Source organism: Pedobacter sp. Bi126 (genome assembly GCF_918698245.1).
Taxonomy (GTDB): domain Bacteria; phylum Bacteroidota; class Bacteroidia; order Sphingobacteriales; family Sphingobacteriaceae; genus Pedobacter.
The window spans coordinates 146,276-167,072 of record NZ_CAKKMS010000009.1; the positions used below are offsets into that span (position 1 = coordinate 146,276).

A 20,797-nucleotide genomic window follows, 5' to 3' on the forward strand; every position below is an offset into this window, starting at 1 on the left:
CTTACCGCTCCTTGCAGAATATGCTGCCTGATTTAATAAAGGAATGGAATTTCCCTGACCATTTGGCCAGGGAAACGCAATTTAATAAGATACAAGTGTTGTAATGCTTGATGCAGAAAGGTTAATGCCAAAGCTTCCGCCTGAAACCGCGAAACTGTTTGAGCCAAGATTTGTGGTGCTTGTTGTAAAATAGCGGTTAAATCCATTAACCGAAATCCCGGTATAGCTAAAGGGCTGATAAGTAACAGCTGCATTTTGGTTTATGATAACAAGTACTAATTTTGTTCCGCTTTTGTATGCGGTAACATAAACACCGGTACTTGGATTTGAAGTACAACTGATTTTGGTATATCCCGGGCGGACATATCTGGCGTAATGTGCCATGATATAACCTAATTTTTGAATATTGCCACTTTCACTGATAGGTCCGTAACTTCTTCTGATGTACCACCATACATACGCACTCCATCCTGCATTCATGCAATCATGGATCTCTTTGGCTGCTGTCATGGCATTTGGCCAATCTTCCCCGCTTATGCTCGAATTGGTATAATGTTCGGTCATCCACACTGGTTTGCCAATATTCCCCAGGTTATAAGGCGTTTTACCATAAATGTGGCCGCATACAAAACTGGTTTTTGATTTTGCAGTTGCATTACTGAGATAGGTATTAATATAAGTCTGGTTCATTTGAAATGGTTCAGGTGCCATAATCGGTGCGCCGCAATTGCTGCCCTGTGCAGCAACAAAGTCGGCTACTTCCGGAGCGGTAAGCTCCATAGATTCGTAGTTGACCTGATAATCCGGCTCATTCGTGGGACTAATGGCGGCGAGGCCGCCAACTGCACTATTAAATGCACTTAAATGTGCAGCATAGGCAGAATAAGAAGCTGTTTTGATTTTGCCACCTACTACGCTTCCATTGGTCTTCATCGATGCGGGTGCTGACCATGCTGAGGCGATGGCCGATCCTCCATATGACTTACATGCATCGATAGTTGCTTTTTCAGTAGCAAACTCTGCGGAGGAATTTGGAACACGTACGCGGACGATGCTTAAACCAATGCCGTTTGTAGGTGAAAATGCCGTACTTCTTTGGGTACTTGTCAAGTCCCCTGTCCATGCCACAATATTGGCTCCACCGAACCCTTTTATAGACTGTTGTACAGTAGAGGCATTAATTTCGGCGGTACCCTGTACAGCGAGCGCTGCCATGCTTCCGTTAACGGAGTCCGATCTGAGCGCTGCGGTCGTTTTTTGCGGAATTAACAGTTCTGCTTCGTTGATTTCATTTTTTGAACAGCCGGCAAACAATAGTGCTGCGATGAGCACATGTGAAATTTTGTTTCTCATAAGTAGATTTGGTTAGTGATTTAATTAATCAATTTTAAATAAATCAAGTGTTAGCGGATACTTCATATGGTTTTTTTTCTGACACATATGTTGAAAGACCGAGGCTTTGTCGCCCTCCCACATCAAGAGGATTAGCGTTGCTACATTTAACTAGGGGATTTATGTGTAAAATTTGAACAGAAAATTTAAATTTGAATAGAGGAGAAACGAGTGTTTGATGAGTCCTTTAAGAAAGCGGCTATAGATTTATCCAATAGCCGAGGGGCTATAAAAGGAGTTGAATGATGCCCAAATAGAACGCGATATATTAAAATAGCCAATAAAGTAGATATTTAATTTATGCCTTGTCCATATGTCGTCAAATAACCAATACCAATCTGGCAGTGCTACCCGTTTACGCAGGCTTATTGCCTTGCTTACCGTTTTGCAGACCAAGCGAATTGTAACCGCAACTGATCTTGCCACCCGGTTTAAAGTTAGCACAAGAACTGTTTACAGGGACATCAAACTATTGGAAGAGGCCGGTGTTCCGGTTTTTACGGAAGAAGGAAAAGGATTTTCGTTGGTAGAGGGCTATAAAGTACCCCCATTGTTGTTTACGGAAAGCGAAGCAGCTGCTGTTATCACCGCTGAAAAACTCGTTGCCGGTAATAACGATGATTCACTGGTTAGAAATTATCGCAACGCGACAGACAAGGTAAAAGCTGTACTGCGTTATGCGGAAAAAGAGAAAATGAACCTACTCTCTGAACGTGTAAAAGTGTATGTTAATACCGATGAGAAGCCATCGAGCAGTCATTTGGCGGAGTTGCAACAGGCACTAACCGATTATAAGCTCATTAAAATCGAATACTGCGCTTTAAAAGAAAATGAAATTACAGAGCGTGTAGTCGAGCCTTTTGCTTTGTTTTATGCGGCAAACAAGTGGTTGTTACTTGCCTTTTGCCGGTTGCGGAAGGATTACCGTTTTTTTAGGATTGACCGGTTCCAGTCCTTTTATATCCTTAACGAAAGATTTGAGCCACATAAAATGACGATCTCTCAATACCTCAACAGACTGGCAGAAGATAGCATACATCCCTAACGCTGCAGCTTTTTTCTGAACCATCGGTTTATTCCAGCTTCTTAATTTGTCTAAACGCGCACCGGTTAATAAAAAATCCCAAGTTGAAAATACCTATGACAGAGAGTTGTCACAGTAGCTTGTATTTTTGATCTATTACGAAATTTAACCTATAGCATTATGAATATCATATCTGGAGGAACGGGGCAGATCGGATCTGCCTTAGCAAAAGCCTTGCTCAAAAGCGGCGAGGCGGTAACCATTATTTCCCGAAGCTCGAAGTCTGCAGCTGATTGGCAAGCTAAAGGCGCAAAATTTACAGTTGCAGATATTTATGACACCGAAGGTTTGAACGGGATCTTTCAAACTGGAAAAAACATTTTTGTACTGAATCCGCCTGCTGACCCGTTGACGGACACGGACCTTCAGGAAAGGAAAACGGTCGCTTCCTTAGTGGAGGCCTTAAAAGGAACGCAGGCAGAAAAGATAGTTGTTGCTTCGACACTAGGGGCACGGTCTGGCAGCAGGATTGGTGATCTCAATACCTTGTATGAACTTGAGCAAGGAATAGGGACTCTTGGATACCCTTATCAGATCATCAGATCAGCCTATTACATGAGCAATTGGGCATCATCGTTGCCGATCATAAAAGAAACCGGCGAACTTATATCGTTCTTTCCAAAAGCGCTTAAGATACCGATGGTCGCGCCTCAGGACATTGGGGAATTGGCGGCAAGGTTTATGACAACCAACAACGGACCGGAGTTGAATGCCATAGTAGGCCCGGAACTTTATTCGCCACAGGATGTGGCTGACGCGTTTTCTGATGCACTGGGCAAGAAGGTAAGCGTAAAAGTGATTCCGAAGCAGGATTGGACTAATGCTTTTAAATCTGTAGGGTTTTCTGATGAGGCCGCTGCGTCTTACGCGGCTATGACCGAAATAGCAGCTAATGATATCGAGGCGCCGAAGAACGCTGTAAGGGGAGAAATTACGCTACAGCAGTATATCCATGATCTGGTAAAAGAATAATACAGAAACTGACCGATCCGCCCAGGTCACAATATATTTGATCACCTACCAATGAGGCGGACAGTAAATTTGTTATTAATACCTTAACAGGTAAATAATGTAACTATGAATTGGATTTTATTAGCAATCGCCGGCCTATGCGAAGTCGCTTTTGCGTCATGTTTAGGCAAGGCAAGGGAAGCGACCGGAAGCGCTGTTTATCTATGGTACCTTGGCTTTTTTATAACCATGTCTCTTAGTATGCTTTTATTAATGAAAGTTACACAGACTATGCCTATTGGAACTGCCTATGCTGTTTGGACAGGTATTGGCGCTGTAGGTACAGTAGTGGTTGGCATCCTTGTGTTTAAAGATCCAGCTACTTTCTGGCGCCTCTTTTTTCTGAGTACATTGGTGATATCACTGATTGGACTTAAACTCGTAGCGGAATAGTTTTGCAGTCTTTATTTAGGTCAGGGTCTTGCATTCAAATTTGTTTTTATTGAAGCATGACTCGACCTAACTCAGTGTTAACTGGATTACCAGCTTGAGCAAGATCATTTTACAGGCATAAGCTCTTTTTAAATGCAGTATAGTGTCTGAATTTTTAAAGATTGATCTTTTTTTTATTGTATTGTTTTGGTAGTCAATTACTTATAGTGTTTTTTTTGATCTGAAATAATGAGCTTTTACTATGTGCGAAATCAGGCCCAACCACTGAAAAAGATCATTTAATATGCTAAATATAGAACCTTATTCAAGGGTCGGATTAGAAATAGTTGAACAATTAAAGAGAATTATTTTCAATCCGATATCACGTCACAAACATTTGCTGATATCGTTTTTCTGTCGCCATTGTGTTTAGCGTCGCTCATTTAAGTAGCAGACCGGCAGCAGCTATCTAATGTATTTACCATGGATGAGGCTACGCAGGACCATTTAGGTTACGCTTCAGACAAGACTTCGGAATTCGACCGAGGCAATTCTTCCATGAGCCTAATGTGTTTATCCTACAAAGACCTCGCTTTTGCTGGCATATACGCGACAAGAGGTCTTAAATTTCGGCTAAAAATTCATTTTGTACAAAACTGAACCATTTCTGTACAAAACCGAACCCTTCGGGTAGGCAGTTTAGCTAGTTTTGGACTCACCAAATACAATAGCTACAAATTATTATGAGATCGATCGGCGAACATTTTCGCATACTGTTGGAAATTCTCCAATACCACAAACAGCATCCAATTAAACCACTGCCGGGTCAGGAGAAATCAACACTTAAATAACAGTATAACTGATGAAACAAAAAATACTACGCCTATTCCTTTTAACGTTCCTAACTATCCCCGCAATCGCCCAAAAGAGGCTTAGTGTTACTTCGCCCGATGGGCGGTTGCAAGTGGGTGTTCTCCTTACTGATACTATTGGCTATCAGCTGTTTCACGATGGCAAACTGATACTGAGTGCTAACGCCATTGCCATGAAACTGGGTAATGGAAACGCCTTTGGGATCAGATCCCAATTGAAGCAGGCCAAAACCACGCTTGTTAAAGAAAAAATTGACGCACACTTTTACAAAAGAAGCCGGATAAATGATGAATATTCGGAATTAACACTTGATTTCAAAGAAGATTTCAAATTGATTTTTAGGGTTTATAATGAGGGAATGGCCTATCGTTTTGTATCCAATGGTAAAAAAGACTTCATCGTAAATGAAGAACTGGCATCGTTCCGATTTCCTAAAGATTACAAAGCCTACATTCCGTATGTAAAAACAAAGGAGAAGACGCTCGAAGGACAATATTTCAACTCATTTGAAAACACATACGACTACAGTCTTCTAAGTGAAATGAACAGGGATAAACTGGCTTTTTCTCCGTTGGTGGTAGAACTTGATGGCGGGAAGAAAGTATGTTTAGCCGAGGCAGATCTGCAAAGCTATCCTGGTATGTATCTTTATAATCCTGGTGGCACCACCACCCTAGAAGCAAACTTTGCACCTTATCCCAAATCTACAAAACAGGGTGGCCATAACCAGCTGCAGCAAATTGTAAGTTCCCGTCAGCCTTATCTGGCTAAAAGCAAGGCAGAAACAAAGTTTCCCTGGCGTATTGCTATCGTAACTACAACTGATAAAGCATTGGCCGATAATGATATGGTTTATAAACTGGCTGAACCCAGCAGGTTAAAAGATGTGTCATGGATAAAACCAGGAAAAGTAGCCTGGGAATGGTGGAACAATTGGGGCATCAGCAAAGTAGACTTTGTTGCAGGGGTAAATAACCAAACCTATAAAGCCTATATTGATTTTGCATCCAAAAACGGAATTGAATATGTTATTCTCGACGAAGGCTGGGCGGTAAACCTTAAAGCCAGTTTATTCGAGGTTGTACCCGAAATTAACCTGAAGGAGCTTGTTGCCTATGGAAAATCTAAAAATGTAGACCTGATTCTTTGGGCTGGATACTACGCTTTTGAGCGAGACCTGGAAAAAGTGTGTAAACATTATTCGCAACTGGGGATAAAAGGTTTCAAGATCGATTTTATGGATCGTGATGATCAGGAGATGGTTGATTTTCATTACCGGGCGGCAGAAACAGCTGCTAAATATAAACTGCTTGTTGATTTTCACGGAACCTATAAACCAACAGGTCTGAACCGCACTTTCCCGAATGTAATCAACTACGAAGCGGTGAACGGCCTTGAGCAAATGAAATGGACCGGACCTGAAATGGATATGGTTACCTATGATGTTACCATGCCCTTTATCAGGATGGTTGCAGGGCCTGTTGATTATACCCAGGGTGCCATGCGTAATGCAACCAAACGAAGCCATAGGGGAATAAATGATGAACCGATGAGCCAGGGAACCCGCTGTAGGCAACTGGCTGAATATGTGGTATTCGAATCGCCTTTGAATATGCTTTGTGATAGCCCCGATAATTATGAAAGGGAGCAGGAATGCACTGACTTCATCAGCGCAATCCCCACAGTATGGGATAATACCATCGTGCTTAATGGTGAGATTGGAAAGTATATTACCACCGCACGCAAAAAGGGCGATACCTGGTATTTGGGATCGTTAACCAACTGGGATGCCCGTAAGCTGGAACTTGATCTCAGCTTCCTTGGTACAGGAGATTATGTTGCAGAGATTTATCGTGATGGCGTAAACGCCGATAAAATCGCATCCGATTATAGAAAAGAGCGGATCACTATTCCTGCCAATCGCAAACTATCCATTACCATGGCCCAGGGTGGTGGCTTCGCTATGAAAATCGTTAAAAAGTAAACAAATAATTTTATGAAGCTAAGCAAAACCATTTTTTCTTTGCTAATACTGCCGTGCTGCTTGCTGTCGAACATTTTTGCACAGGATATTTTGGTCAATGTATATGGAAGAAAAATGCAATCTCTTAATGGGAAATGGGATGCCATTGTAGATCAATATGATCAGGGGAGAAAGAACAAAATTTACCTGAATAAAAAGCCTGTTAGCAAAACAGATTTTTATGAATATTCCTTTGATGGCGGCTTAAAACTAAATGTACCATCTGATTGGAACAGCCAGTTGCCGGAACTGAAGTACTACGAAGGCACCGTTTGGTATGCAAAACATTTTGATGTACCTAAAGCGCAAAATGGACGCTTATTTATTTATTTCGCAGCGGTAAGTTATCGCTGTAAGGTATACCTCAATGGAAAAGAAATTGCTGAGCATGAAGGCGGCTTTACGCCTTTTCAGGTGGAGGTTACGGACTTGGTCAAGAACTCGGATAACTTTTTAGCCCTCGAGGTAAATAATACCCGGACTACTGATGCCATTCCTGCAAAATCGTTCGATTGGTGGAATTATGGAGGCATTACGCGTGATGTGATGCTGGTATCAACACCCAAAGTTTATATCCAAGATTATTTTATTCAGCTGGATAAACACCGTAACAATCAAATCAATGCAGCGGTTAAAGTTGCTGGTAGCCAGGTAAATGTAGCGGTAACTGTCGAAATTCCCGAGTTGAAAATTAAACGAAAGCTGGTTACAGATCAGCAGGGAATCGCCAGGGCTACAATCAACAATATAAAACAGCTGCAGCGCTGGTCGCCAGAGTCGCCCAAGCTTTATAGCATACGCGTATCTACTGCCGAAGATGTGGTAAACGAAATGATCGGTTTTAGAAACCTGGCTGTAAAAGGAACCGAGATTTACCTCAATGATAAGCCGGTTTTTTTAAAATCCATCAGCTTTCACGAAGAGATTCCACAGCGAAAAGGTCGCGCTTTTTCTGAGGCCGATGCCGTGATGCTTTTGTCTGAAGCGAAGGCATTGGGTTGTAACATGATCCGTTTGGCACATTATCCTCAAAATGAATATACGGTACGTGCGGCCGAAAAAATGGGCTTTTTGTTATGGGAAGAAACACCAATCTGGCAGGGAATTGATTTTGAAAATCAGGAAACCAGAAAAAAGGCAGGAGCCATGATAAAGGAAATGGTGATGCGGGATAAAAACCGGTGTGCGCTCTCATTTTGGGGCATGGCAAATGAAACACAGCCCTCAAAAGCCAGAAATGAATTCTTGAAATACCTGATCAAATGTTCAAAGGAGATTGATAGTACTCGTTTAATCACAGCTGCATTCGATTTAGTGAAGTTTGATCGCAACAGGCAATGTTTTGTTATGGATGATCCTTTCATTAAGGAATTAGATGTGGTAGCCATTAATAAATACATGGGCTGGTATCATCCCTGGCCAGTTACACCCGATAAGGCCATTTGGGATGTAGCCAGAAACCAGCCTTTAATCATCTCCGAATTTGGCGCAGAAGCCTTGTACGGTAAAACCGGAGACGCTGATGTAGCGAGCTCATGGAGTGAAGATTATCAGGCCCAGCTGTATAAAGACAATCTGGAGATGTTTAAACACATTCCAAACCTGCGGGGAATTTCTCCCTGGGTATTGTTCGATTTTCGATCACCTTTCCGTTTCCATCCTACTTACCAGGATGGCTGGAATAGAAAGGGCCTTGTTTCAGATCAGGGATTCCGCAAAAAAGCCTGGTATATCGTAGCAGATTATTACAAAAACATTAAGTAAACATTTATATGAGGGATATTTTTTAAGTCTTCAGAACTACTTAAAGCAGAAAAATATGCACCCTAGTAAGTAACCCTTATTTCGCTAAAATTATTATAACAATTGCCCTTTAGTGCCTCCTTTGTACAAAAACAAACCATTTCCGTACAAAAACGAACCCTTTGGAATGGGCTTTAGCGGTAGTTTTGTACTAACCAGATATCACAACCAAATAATATGAGCATTCAACAGATCATTGATTTTCGGGCCGTTGTCATTTCCGCCAAGCCTGAGCAAAACATCAAAGTTGCCAGCAAATCATCAGGCCCATGATAAACATCCAATCTCTTCAAGCTCATGCCTACCGGGAGCAAAAAAAATAATAATCCGAATACTAACCATATATAATTCTACATGATAAAAAAAATACGAATCAGGCTCCAGGGCCATATTATAATGCTTGTGCTGATTTTATTGATGATAAACATCGGTTATGCGCAGGACCTGAAAAAAATAACCGGTAAAGTTACCGATGAGAAGGGCGAGGTACTCGTTGGGGTTTCCGTAAGGGTTAAAGGAAGCAATACGGGTACTTCGACTGATAAAGACGGAAATTATATCTTGCAGGCACCACCTGCTGCTATTCTGGTATTTTCTTATGTTGGTTTTAGCAACCAGGAAGCAAGTGTAAATGCCTCAGGGATCGTTAATGTTAAAATGGCTGGCGATAAACAGCTGGATGAAGTGGTCGTTGTGGGCTATGGTACCGCCAAGAAAAAAGACCTGACCGGAGGGCTGGCTGTAGTAGGAAAGGAGCAGATTAATATGGTTTCTACGCCGAATCTCATGGATCGTTTGGTTGGTCAGGTAGCAGGTTTTAATATCACAACAGGAAATGCTGCTCCAGGTCAGGACCAGGCTTTACTGATCCGTGGAGAAAACTCATTATCGGCCAATAACTCACCGCTAATTGTTTTGGACGGTATACCTTATAGCGGATCTTTGGTAGACCTTGATCCCAATAATATCGAAAACCTGACCATTTTAAAAGATGCATCGGCAGTGGCCATTTATGGTGCCCGTGGATCTAATGGTGTCATCCTGATCCAGACCAAAAGAGGGATGCTGGGTAAAGCGCAGGTTGCCTATCGCGGGCAATTGGGCTTTGCTGAGCCAATGCAACGGATTGATGTAATGGGACCAAATGAATTTATCCGTTTGAAACAGGATATCGGTCGTTTAAAATCAGGGTACACCGGCGACCAGCTCGATCCTATTGCCGGAAATATCATGAGTGTAACAGAGCGGGAGAACTATAAAAATGGCATTACTCATAACTGGCAAGACTATATCTTTAAAAGGGGAATAACGATGGACCATCAGTTAAGTATCTCCGGTGGCACACAAAACACCAAGTACATGGCGGCAGCTTCTTCGCTCAGTCAGGAAGGGGTAGTTTATAATTCGAAGCTTTCGAGACTGAATGTTACTGCCAATATCGACCAGACTTTTAATAATTGGTTAACTGTTGGCCTTGGTACCCAGTTTTCGCAAAGAAATGATGGAGGCGTTACCCCGAATATTGAACACGCCATCAAAATGAGCCCTTATGGTAAATATATAGATGCTGCGGGTTATTATGTTCCCGAGCCGATGGAGTCTTCGCTCATTGTTAACCCCATGCGTAATGTGAATGCAGACCAGGATAGAATAAACCGTAGCTTTTTTCTAAGTGGTTATGCTGATATTAAGTTGCCCTTGAAAGGACTTTCTGCACGCTCGAATTTCGGTTACAACTACAGGAGCAGCTTTGCAGGCACCTATTACGGAAGAGATACCTTTGACGGTCGTGAACAGGCCGGTTTAGTTGGCGGTAGGGCATCTATCAATAATGGACATTATAACGATTATACCTGGGAAAACGTACTGAAGTACGAACGCACCCTCGGCGATCACCGTTTTGATGCTACAGGCTTATTTAGTATGCAACAAACCAAAAGCGTTGGTTCATCACAGAGTGGCGAGGGCTTTGTAACCGATAACACCAGTTATTACATGATGAGTACTGCGGCACGCAACCTCACCATGTCATCAAATTTATCAGAAACAGCACTTTTATCTTATATGGGGCGGATCAATTATGGCTATAAAGGGAAATACATCGTAACCTTTACTGGCCGCTCGGATGGTGCTTCCGTATTTGGTGAAAATAATAAATATGCTTTTTTCCCATCAGCTGCCCTGGCATGGAATATCGGTGAGGAAAGTTTTATTAAAGATAAGTTAAACTGGGTCGATTTACTCAAACTAAGGGTTTCCTATGGTGCTAATGGTAATCAGGCCATCACGGCTTACCGAACATTAGATCGCCTTTACTCGAGCGTAAAATACATCTGGGGTGATGGTGGTACGGCCGTAAATACCGCTTACCTTGCTGGTGATGGCGTTGGTAATCCCAATCTGAAATGGGAAACAACTTATACCACAAACGTTGGTCTGGATTTTCAATTGTTTAAAAACCGTTTAAGCGGTACAATTGATGCCTACCTGTCTAGAACCAAAGACTTACTGATGACCCGTACCGTTCCGATTATGAACGGTTACAGTAGAATCTGGGATAATATCGGCCAAACCCAGAATAAAGGATTAGAGATTACCTTAAACTCGCTCAATATTGATGCTAAAAACTTTAAATGGAATTCGACAGCTGTTTTCTCCTTAGACCGAGATAAAATTGTAGAACTCAGGGGCGATGGGCTTGATGATGTAAATAACAGTTGGTTTATTGGTAAACCGCTGCGGGTTTTTTACGATTATAATATGGTTGGCATTTGGCAAAAAGGTGAAAACTATACCGTTCAGCAAGGTGCAGCAGCAGGCGCTGCCAAGCTAGAAGATGTGGATGGTAATGGGCTCATCGATTCTAAAGACCGCAAAGTTATTGGCTCTAAGATGCCAAGGTATACCGCCTCGTTAAGCAACAGGGTAAGCTACAAAAACTTTTACCTGTCGGCATTGGTAACCGGGGTATTTGGCGTTTGGCGCGATGATAATATGGCCAATATCAGTTCGTGGACTTTCGGAATAACCAATTATGTACACAATGCCAATTACTGGACGCCAGAAAATCCGGAAGCAACTATTGTTTCGCCGGGATACAACAATAATTTCGGGCATGGCTACTATAAAAAAGTTTCTTATGTACAGGTAAAAAATATCACCCTTGGGTATCGAATAGCACAACAATTGGCCAAAAAGCTTGGTGTAAATGGTATTGATGTTAACGTAAGTGTTAACAACCTAAATACAATTTCGAACATCAGGCAGGTGCTTAACTATGATAATACCTGGATGGCCTCATATCCAACTGCCCGGTCTTATATGTTCGGTTTAAACGTAAATTTCTAACGCTTTTTATCACATGAAAAAAATTATAAAAACAGGATTGGCACTCATCATATTGTTTTCGGCAATGGGGTGTAAAAAATTTCTGGTAGAAGATTTGAAAACAGAGTTGGCACCAACCAATACTTATACCAGTACCTATGGTTTTGAAGTAGGAAGTGCCGGATTATACGCCCTTACCCGCTCTGAATACAACACTTTTGGCGAAGGTGGAGCTTATATCCACAATGGAGCATGCCCTTACGAGGCTTTACAGGCTGCAACAGATATTGCTGATGTCATCAACAGCGATGCATCACTGCTGCCTTTTGCAAATCTTACGTTAAACTCATCAGAAAGGTTTGTTGGCACTTACTGGAACTGGGCATACAGTATTATCTCATCGGCCAATTTAATGCTTATCTATTCGGAAAAAAATACCAATTGGGATTCACCTTCCGATAAGGAACGTTTTCAGGCAGAGGCCAGATTTTTCCGCGCATATGCTTATCGCACCTTAGTATATTTATATGGAGACGTACCCTATGTAGAAACCATTTTATACGATTTTAAACTCAATTTTACCCGTACCCCAAAAGCAGAGGTATTGGGGCATATTATTGACGATTTGACTTTTGCCAGCCAGCACTTACCTGCAAATCCAGATCAGGTAAAGGACGGGAAGCTTACCAAATGGGCTGCTTACCATCTACTGAGCGAAATGCACCTGCTGAACAAAGCCTATGTACCTGCTGAGCAAGCTGCACTCGCGGTAATCAACAGTGGCTATTATGGTTTAATGAAAACACGATTTGGCGTAAATAAAGATAAGGCTGGAGATGTTTTCAGTGATCTTTTCCTGGAGAATAACCAGAACAGGTTAAAAAACGCAAACCGGGAAAGTATCTGGGTTTTGCAGTTCGAATTTAATACTGTAGGTGGTGGTACCAATTCAGACGATTGGAGCCGCAGGGCCTGGAGTCCAAATTATTCTACCATGACGGGTTTCGTTTTAGCAGATACCCTGGGTGGAAGGGGCCTGGCACAGCTCACTCCGATGAAGTGGTGGGTTGGAACCGCAGGCACAAATGCTACAGGTAATGTTCCAGGGATTTTTGAAGCAACGGATATCCGTAATTCCAATTATAACATCAAACGCAACTGGTACTATAATAACCCCGGCGAAACCTCATTATATGGCAAAAAAGCAAATATTACCGAACAAACCTGGTTTTCTACCAAAAGTTTATTTCCGGCAATTACTAAGTTTTTTTACGGACGGGCAGAAAACCTTGGCCTAACCGGAAGTTATAAAGACCGGGTGAAATTTAGACTGGCAGAAACCTATCTGCTGCTCGCAGAAGCTTATTTAGGACAAGGAAACCTGGCGAAAGCCGCCGACGCAGTAAATGAGGTGCGTAAACGTGCCGGTGCCTCGGTAGTAGGCGCAGGCCAGATGACCATGGATTTTCTCCTCGATGAACGCATCAGGGAACTGGTGGGAGAGGAAAGCCGACGTTTTACATTAGTACGTACCAATAAGCTGGTAGATCGGGTGAAACTTTATAATACGGCCATCAAAGGCAAAATTATGGATTATCACGCCCTGTGGCCAATTCCACAATCGATTATTGATGCAAACCGTGATGCGGTATTTCCTCAAAATCCAGGCTACGGTAAGTAGTGCTGAGCGTGCTAAAATAGAACAAAGTTAAATGAATACTTATGCTATTATATCAGATGAAAAAAAATAGATTTTTATATAAAATATGGCTTTTACTGTTTCTGTCGATCGGTTTTACAGCTTGCAAAAAGGGAGTCAGCGATATTGAAAAAGTTGAAGAACAATTGGTGCTACAGCTATCTTCGGCGAATATAACACTTGATGAAAACAACCTCAGCAAAGACATTGTCACCTTTTCGTGGCATCCGGCGAGGCCGCAATCAAATGATCATTTAGTTTCTTATATCACCAAGCTGGATCTGGTTGGGAACAACTTTGGTTCGGCCACCGCCATTATGAATTACGAAGATGATGGAACATTTAGCAGAAGTTTCACTTCTGAACAATTACAAAACTGGGCAAATCAAAAATGGGGCATTCCTACCAACAAATCCTTTACACTAGAGTTCAGGGTTATTGCACAATGGGAGGGTGGTGCCACTTTTGAATCGCCTGAAGTAAGAACAGTACAGGTTAACGTAACGCCTATCCGAACAGTTGTTTTTGATGCCGATAAAATATTTTTGGGCGGAAGCGCTGTTCCGGGATTAAGTAAGGTTGAAATGCCCAAAACTTTAGAGAATTTAAATCAGTATGCCTACCTGATCGACTTACAGCCTGGCGAACTACAAATTCCTGTTGAATATAATGGTTCAACAAATTATATCGCCTCTGCTGATGCGGCTACGACGGTAAAAGACGGGACCGCTATTGGCATAAAAATGCGTGAAACCGCCTTTTCATGGAAAATTGAGACTGCAGGGAAATACCGAGTTGTAGTGAATATGCAAAAAGCAACCGCAACCATTTATTCTCCGGCGCAGGCATTGGCACCAAAAGTTGTAACCTGGAACGGTGATGGCGGAATTGCCCAAACAACCACCATTGCTGAGTTATGGATGCACGGGGCCGTGAATAGTTTTGGAACCCCGATAAAAATGGACTGTAAAGTGAGTTTGGCCGATCCTCAGATTTTGGTATATACCGGAGGCAGGGTGGGTAAAACCAAGTTTATTGTTTATGGAGGTAATGATAACAATAAAAACCTGGCCTACGCATTTAGCTGCCCACTTACCGCCACCGGTACCGCACAAGAACTTACCCTTGTGCAGGGTACCGTTGCGCCACTATCTGGCGGCTCTACCAGTGCACAGCGCAATTCTTATTATACTATTCCATCTGGTACAAATGTGATTGTATTCGACCTGCGTAATATGACCATACTGGCAGAAAAACGATGATACAGTTAGTGATGGGACCTCAAAAAAATAAAAGATGAAAAAAATGAATTATAAAATACTGATTTCACAAGCATTATTAGCCCTGATGGGTGTTATGGGCTTTGCCTGTAAAAAAAATGTCGATGAAGAAACGGCTAAGGCTGAAGGTACTTTGGTTAAACCTAAGTACAACAGGAGTGCTGTATTTCGCAACCCGCTTAACGGTTGGGTAATGTACGGCTCGGGTTCTGGTAACGAATCTTATTGGGATACCGAATATTATGTCCCCGATTTAGGAAAAAAAGTAAAGGCGATAGATTATGCTTCTGCCTGTTATATCCGAACCAGCTGGGCAACATTCAACCCCTCAAACGGCGTTTATGCATGGCGAAATCCAGGTTCAGCACTTTATAAAATGATTAAAGGTGCAGAAAGCAGGGGCTTGCCAATTGCTTTCAGGATTGTTGTAGATGGCCGCGACCAGGGTTTAAATACCCCGCAGTTTGTATTCGATGCCGGAGCGAAATATTACCTGGAAGACAGTAAATTTCCCAGCCGCCGTACGCCTTATCCTCAGGATCCAGTTTTCCAGCAATATTATGCCAAATTTATTGAAGAACTGGCCAAAGATTTCAACGATCCGGTTCGCACTTCTTTTATCGATGCCTATGGCTTGGGTAAATGGGGCGAGGCACACAATGTAATTTATGAAGATCCCAATACTTCAACTGGCGCAAATACCGAAGCGCTTAAGGAACAGGTTTTTGACTGGGTAACCAACCTTTATACTAAGAATTTCGATAAAGTACCGATGGTAATCAACTATCACCGCTTAATTGGCCATCCGGCAAGTTGGGGCGCAGCCAATGCAAACAGCGATAAACTTTTAGTAAAATCAATTAACAAAGGTTACATTTTAAGACAGGATGCTTTCGGCATGAGCGATTATTACCAAAGCTGGGAAAAAAACTTTGCCAAAACATGGAGTTTTAAATGTCCGGTTATTATGGAAGGCGGCTGGATTACGACAGGCACTCACCGCTACTGGACCGATCCGAATGGTAAATACAGGGAAGATCATCCTGAAGATGTGCGCCAGGGCGAATTTGATGCCTCGGCAGACGCAGCAGTGAACATGATGGATTTCCGTGTCGGAGAACTTGAAAGCTGGTTTACAAAGGCATTTAACTTAACACAACGTTTTGTTTCTGAAGGCGGCTACCGTTTATATCCGGATCAGGTGTACCTGCCAGAAAAATTGACTAGTGGAAGCGAAACCACCATTACACACCGTTGGAGAAACATGGGCTGGGGTTACTTTCCAAACAATATTAAGCAATGGAACTTCAAATATAAAGTGGCTTTTGCACTCCTTGATGATAATAACAATGTGAAGAAAGTTTTTGTTGATACCAAAGCCGAACCATCAACCTGGTTAAAAAATAACCCTGCCACTTACGAATTTAAGCTAAGCGCAGGCGTACCTGCAGGAAATTATACCTGGGCAGTAGCCATTGTTGATACTACAAAAGAAAATCAACCGGGGATAAAAATTGCTGTAAATGGCGATTTAACTTCCACAGGGTGGCTCAAGCTGATGGATGTAGCTGTTCAATAAGAAGGTCTTTTCGAAGCGTTTGTTTGCTTTAGGGTAAACGAGCGCTTCGATCTTAGAAATTATTGAACACCATCATTTAATGATTTCCCTTCCAGGCGTGTAACATCGTGAATATAAAAGAGAATAGAAATCGAAATAAATTTATAGATAAAAATTTTAGTGGTAATTTCAAAATCCAATACTTTACCTGCTTCTGCTTTAACCTTATGGATATCCGGAAAATCATTTGTTTGCTGTTTTGTTTCACTGCATTTCTACTAAAAAGTGCATTTGCGATTGATATTTCCAGGTATCGTTTTCATGTAATGCCCGAAACATTCTATTACGGAGGCATTCAGAGCATCACTAAGGACAGCTTGGGGCGAATCTGGTATACCGGCCCTGATGCTGTTTTTATGTATGATGGAAACAGCTTTTATCAGTTAAACGAACTGGCTTCATTGAGTAATCCGAAGGTAAAGTGGGCTTATGGCTCGGTTGTAACTGATAAAAAGGGCGGATTGTTTTTAGCAACAAACCACGGCCTGTTGAGGTTTAATTACGAACGGTTTAATTTTGATTTAATTCTTCCAGGGAAAATCCGCTCAATCTGTCTGTATGACGATGGGAATGTTTACATGCTCTCGGGCGATAGCCTGCTAAGATATAACCAACAAAACAAGTCGGTCAAAAAAATTAAACTGCCTACCAGCAGATATTTCAATAGCGTAATTAGCTTGAAGGGTAACATTTACCTCTCGCAGGAAAATTTACTGTATAGGTTCGATACCAAAACGTCGCGCTTTACTGTTTTTGCCGATTTGGGCAAAACCTCCTATGTAGTTAACGATGCAGTGGCCTATCGGGGCGATTATTATTTTCTTACACAATACGGGGGTATATTCATTACCGATGCGAAGGGAGTCATTAAGAAAAATATTCCAATAATGGCCGGAGGGCCCCAGGCAACTATGGCTAAAAAGATTTTCATCGATCAGGTCGGAATGATGTGGATAGCTACACAGTCGGGGCTTTTGCTTTACGATCCAAGGACAGAAACAAGCAAATTGCTCAAAATGAACCTGAACGATGCTTTTTCCCTGCCAAATAATTCAATCTGGACCATTTATGGCGATCCGGATCAGGGTGCCTGGATTGGAACATACGGTGGTAAAATTGCTTATTGTTCACTCTATGACGCATATGTGCGCTATTTTACACCGAGCGCAGGAGGGCTTAACCATCCAATAGTTAGCGGTTTTCAGGAAGACGACCTGGGTAATGTTTGGATTGCAACCGAGGGCGGCGGGCTTAACTATTGGAACAGAAAAGAAGATACTTTCCAGCATTTCACCAAAGGCGAAGCCAACGCCATCAATTCGAACATGGTAAAGCGCTTAAAATTTGATCCTGAGCGAAAACACCTGTTTGTATCTTCTTTTAATGGTGGCATTTCTGCCTATGAAATGGCGACCGGGCGCTTTAGCAACCTCGACATACGCTCGCCAGAAAGTAAACAGCCCTTAACCGTGTATGATTTTGTACGCGATGCCGAAGGTACCTGGTGGATGACTGACCCTGATAAAACCTTTTTTCACCGGAAGAAAAACCAGCCAGCGTCAGCAACTGAAATCGTGAAACTTATTGGTTTAAATGGTCAACCTTTGGATGTAGAAATTGAGGCCATTTCGCTCGATCAGCAACAGCATTTACGGATCGTTAGCCATCAGGGCTTGTACATTGCAGATCCCAAAACCCTAAAGGTGCTGCGGCATTATGTCATCAAAAATGGCCCATATTCGGTTAATCATCTCTGTAGCTATTATGAAGCATCAAATGGAGATCTTTGGCTCGGCACTTCCGGAAGAGGAGTTAACATTTTAAAGAAAGATGGCCGATACCTTAATTTCAATGGCGCAAATGGATTCCCTCCAAAGATTGTTTTCGGTATTCTTGAAGATGATGCTTCTGGAAATATTTGGTTCAGCACCAATGATGGACTGTATTTTTTCGATCAAAAAAATCAAAAATTTGAAAAAGCGAGGTTTTATAAGGCAAACAGCTGCGGTTCTTTTTACCTAAGATCGGCCTATAAAACCAAAAATGGAGAGATGTTATTTGGAGGTACAAATGGCTTTTTACTCTTCGATCCGCAATACCTGAACAAAAACCTACAAAAGCCGAAGGTATTTTTCACTGGCCTGCTCATCAACAACCAACAGGTGAGCAACATTTCCAAAGATTCACCATTGGCGAAAGATATTTCTACTTTAAGCAACCAGGAGAACGGAAGGATTTCACTCTCCAGTAATCAGTCAAACATCGAAATCCGGTTCTCCTCAAACAGCTATCTATCTGCCGATAAAAATCAATTTTCTTATCGTATGGTCGGTCTTAGCGATAAATGGCTCAAGATCAATACCAGTCAGCATGCTGTACAGTTTTTCAATTTGCCTAGTGGCGATTATACTTTTGAAATAAAGGCTTCTAATAACGATGGGCTTTGGGGCAGCGAAGTTTCTAAACTTTATTTTCATGTGAATCCACCGTTTTTCCTGTCGTGGTGGGCTTACTCCATTTATACTTTAATTGTACTGGGGCTCCTGTTTTTCATTATGCGTTACTTTACCAACAAGAAGGTTTTTAAGGAACGGCTGGCTTTAGAAACGATGAAAGAACAGAATATGCGGGATCTAAACCAGGCGAGGACAGATTTTTTCACCAATATTTCACATGATCTGAAGACACCGCTTACCCTGGTGCTCGAACCCCTTAAGCAGTTAAAAGAAACGGTGCAGAAAAACGACCACGCCACTGGATATATGCAGTTAATTGAGAAAAATGTTGCCCGTATCCAACGTACAATCAGCCAATTGTTACGCTTCAGGGAAATCGAAAGCCAGAAAGTGACACTAAACCCTCAGGTTGGAGATTTTATCAGCTTCGTACACGACGTTTTTGGCCTTTTTGAACTTTATGCGAACAAAAAAGAGATTGAAACCAACATAACGGCACATGAAGATCATTTATATGTTGCTTTTGATTACGATATTATCGAAAAGATTTTGACCAATCTTTTCTCCAATGCCTTAAAATATACCTCTAACAAGGGTTACGTTGGCGTAAGGATTTACCAATCTACAGCGGAAGAAAGACTGCGTGTGGATGTTATGCCAGATCATCAGGACCGGGAATATATTTCTGTGGAGGTATTGAATACCAGTATTGGGTTTTCTGAAGCGCAGATTGCTACCTTATTTACCTCTTTCAATCGTTTGTCGTCTTACCGGCCAACTTTTGAAGAAAGTTCGGGGCTTGGCCTTGCTATTGTAAAAGAGCTCGTGGATGCCATTGAGGGGAAAATCTGGATGGTGAATAAAACCAATAAAGTTTCTTTTACCATGATGCTTCCCCTAAAAAAAGAAGCCGGCTCGGGAGATATGCAGTCGAGCGTATACGATTATACCATCTCAGAGATAGACGATATCCTGTTAGAAGCTGAAGAGCCTGATCATACATTAAAAAATGCCAGAAAAGCCACCAGCATCTTGTTGATTGATGATGACCCTAATCTTCGGAATTATCTGGAACGGCGACTGTCTGAAAAATACAACGTATACATGGCCAGCGATGGGATGGAGGGTATTTTTAAGGCCGAAAAAATCTATCCACAACTGATTATTACCGATCTGGTGATGCCTAATACCAATGGATTTGAGGTTTGCAGCCATTTGCGACAGAATTTTAAAACCAGCCATATTCCTATCGTAATGATATCTGGTATGGGCGATGTACACCAGAACAAAACCAAAGCGCTTGAACATGGAGCCACGGTTTTTATCGATAAACCTTTTGAAGTAGAATACCTCATTCAGCAGATTGATACCATTTTAAAAAACCAGCAAGAAATGCGCGAAATGTACAGCAAGCGCCTGGTGGTCGACCCATCTAATGTTACCATTACCTCAATGGATGAGGAACTGCTGATTAAGGCCATGAAATTTATTGAGCAGAATATGGCCAATCCCAATTATTCGGTCGACGATTTTGTATCTGATATGAACACCGGAAGGACTATTCTTTATCAAAAGATCAACGATATTGTTGGCATGTCTATTAAAGAATTTATTTTAAATATCAGATTGAAAAGAAGTGCCTATTTGCTCGAGCATGCAGATTTAACCGTGGCTGAAGTTGCTTATCAAACCGGGTTTAACAACGCAAAATATTTTAGTGTTTGTTTTAAAAAACAATTCGAAGCCAGTCCGTCTGAATATAAAAAGCGTTATAGCGCTGAAAGCAATACAGTGTAACCATGATAGGCGATGGGCAGATATGCTGCCTTATTGGACATAGCAAAAAAATTAATATCATA

At 41.9% G+C, this 20,797-nt stretch carries 11 protein-coding genes; 10 read left to right on the plus strand and 1 reads right to left on the minus strand.

The window, feature by feature from the left end; genetic code table 11:
- Positions 1-81: 81 nt before the first annotated feature.
- On the minus strand, positions 82-1,353 hold the full coding sequence (locus LQ201_RS24185) for a hypothetical protein (RefSeq protein ID WP_230146231.1): 1,272 nt from the start codon (positions 1,351-1,353) through the stop codon (positions 82-84).
- 352 nt (positions 1,354-1,705) lie between these two features.
- Here LQ201_RS24185 and LQ201_RS24190 point away from each other — a divergent pair, with 352 nt between their 5' ends.
- The 10 genes from LQ201_RS24190 (at position 1,706) to LQ201_RS24235 (ending at position 20,735) form a co-directional block, all read left to right on the plus strand.
- A complete protein-coding gene (locus tag LQ201_RS24190) occupies positions 1,706-2,437 on the plus strand; it encodes a YafY family protein (RefSeq protein WP_230146232.1) in 732 nt (243 codons plus the stop codon).
- 159 nt (positions 2,438-2,596) lie between these two features.
- Positions 2,597-3,448, plus strand: coding sequence for an NmrA family NAD(P)-binding protein (locus LQ201_RS24195; RefSeq protein ID WP_230146233.1), 852 nt, complete (start codon positions 2,597-2,599; stop codon positions 3,446-3,448).
- 105 nt (positions 3,449-3,553) lie between these two features.
- Positions 3,554-3,880, plus strand: a complete 327-nt coding sequence (locus LQ201_RS24200) for a multidrug efflux SMR transporter (RefSeq protein WP_215126290.1) — start codon at positions 3,554-3,556, stop codon at positions 3,878-3,880.
- Between the two features lie 841 nt (positions 3,881-4,721).
- Positions 4,722-6,716 carry a glycoside hydrolase family 97 protein gene (locus LQ201_RS24205; RefSeq protein WP_230146234.1) on the plus strand — a complete coding sequence of 665 codons (1,995 nt, stop codon included), beginning with the start codon at positions 4,722-4,724 and terminating at the stop codon, positions 6,714-6,716.
- 12 nt (positions 6,717-6,728) lie between these two features.
- Entirely contained in the window at positions 6,729-8,519 is a 1,791-nt protein-coding gene (locus LQ201_RS24210; RefSeq protein ID WP_230146235.1) for a glycoside hydrolase family 2 protein, read from the plus strand.
- 393 nt (positions 8,520-8,912) lie between these two features.
- Positions 8,913-11,906 carry a TonB-dependent receptor gene (locus LQ201_RS24215; protein ID WP_230146236.1) on the plus strand — a complete coding sequence of 998 codons (2,994 nt, stop codon included), beginning with the start codon at positions 8,913-8,915 and terminating at the stop codon, positions 11,904-11,906.
- A gap of 13 nt (positions 11,907-11,919) precedes the next feature.
- Complete coding sequence (locus LQ201_RS24220) at positions 11,920-13,566, plus strand: RagB/SusD family nutrient uptake outer membrane protein (RefSeq protein WP_230146237.1); 1,647 nt, start codon at positions 11,920-11,922, stop codon at positions 13,564-13,566.
- A 56-nt stretch (positions 13,567-13,622) separates the two neighbouring features.
- A complete protein-coding gene (locus LQ201_RS24225; protein ID WP_230146238.1) occupies positions 13,623-14,846 on the plus strand; it encodes a SusE domain-containing protein in 1,224 nt (407 codons plus the stop codon).
- 34 nt (positions 14,847-14,880) lie between these two features.
- Entirely contained in the window at positions 14,881-16,443 is a 1,563-nt protein-coding gene (locus LQ201_RS24230; protein WP_230146239.1) for a DUF4832 domain-containing protein, read from the plus strand.
- A gap of 206 nt (positions 16,444-16,649) precedes the next feature.
- Complete coding sequence (locus LQ201_RS24235) at positions 16,650-20,735, plus strand: hybrid sensor histidine kinase/response regulator transcription factor (protein WP_230146240.1); 4,086 nt, start codon at positions 16,650-16,652, stop codon at positions 20,733-20,735.
- The last annotated feature ends 62 nt before the right edge of the window (positions 20,736-20,797 follow it).

What these genes read in the sequence shown, in the direction of transcription:
- LQ201_RS24200 (WP_215126290.1), top strand. Translation starts at nt 3,554, where the DNA reads ATGAATTGGATTTTATTAGCAATCGCCGGCCTATGCGAAGTCGCTTTT.
- LQ201_RS24215 (WP_230146236.1), top strand. Translation starts at nt 8,913, where the DNA reads ATGATAAAAAAAATACGAATCAGGCTCCAGGGCCATATTATAATGCTT.
- LQ201_RS24235 (WP_230146240.1), top strand. Translation starts at nt 16,650, where the DNA reads ATGGATATCCGGAAAATCATTTGTTTGCTGTTTTGTTTCACTGCATTT.
- LQ201_RS24220 (WP_230146237.1), top strand. Translation starts at nt 11,920, where the DNA reads ATGAAAAAAATTATAAAAACAGGATTGGCACTCATCATATTGTTTTCG.
- LQ201_RS24225 (WP_230146238.1), top strand. Translation starts at nt 13,623, where the DNA reads ATGAAAAAAAATAGATTTTTATATAAAATATGGCTTTTACTGTTTCTG.
- LQ201_RS24185 (WP_230146231.1), bottom strand. Translation starts at nt 1,353, where the DNA reads ATGAGAAACAAAATTTCACATGTGCTCATCGCAGCACTATTGTTTGCC.
- LQ201_RS24195 (WP_230146233.1), top strand. Translation starts at nt 2,597, where the DNA reads ATGAATATCATATCTGGAGGAACGGGGCAGATCGGATCTGCCTTAGCA.
- LQ201_RS24190 (WP_230146232.1), top strand. Translation starts at nt 1,706, where the DNA reads ATGTCGTCAAATAACCAATACCAATCTGGCAGTGCTACCCGTTTACGC.
- LQ201_RS24210 (WP_230146235.1), top strand. Translation starts at nt 6,729, where the DNA reads ATGAAGCTAAGCAAAACCATTTTTTCTTTGCTAATACTGCCGTGCTGC.
- LQ201_RS24205 (WP_230146234.1), top strand. Translation starts at nt 4,722, where the DNA reads ATGAAACAAAAAATACTACGCCTATTCCTTTTAACGTTCCTAACTATC.
- LQ201_RS24230 (WP_230146239.1), top strand. Translation starts at nt 14,881, where the DNA reads ATGAAAAAAATGAATTATAAAATACTGATTTCACAAGCATTATTAGCC.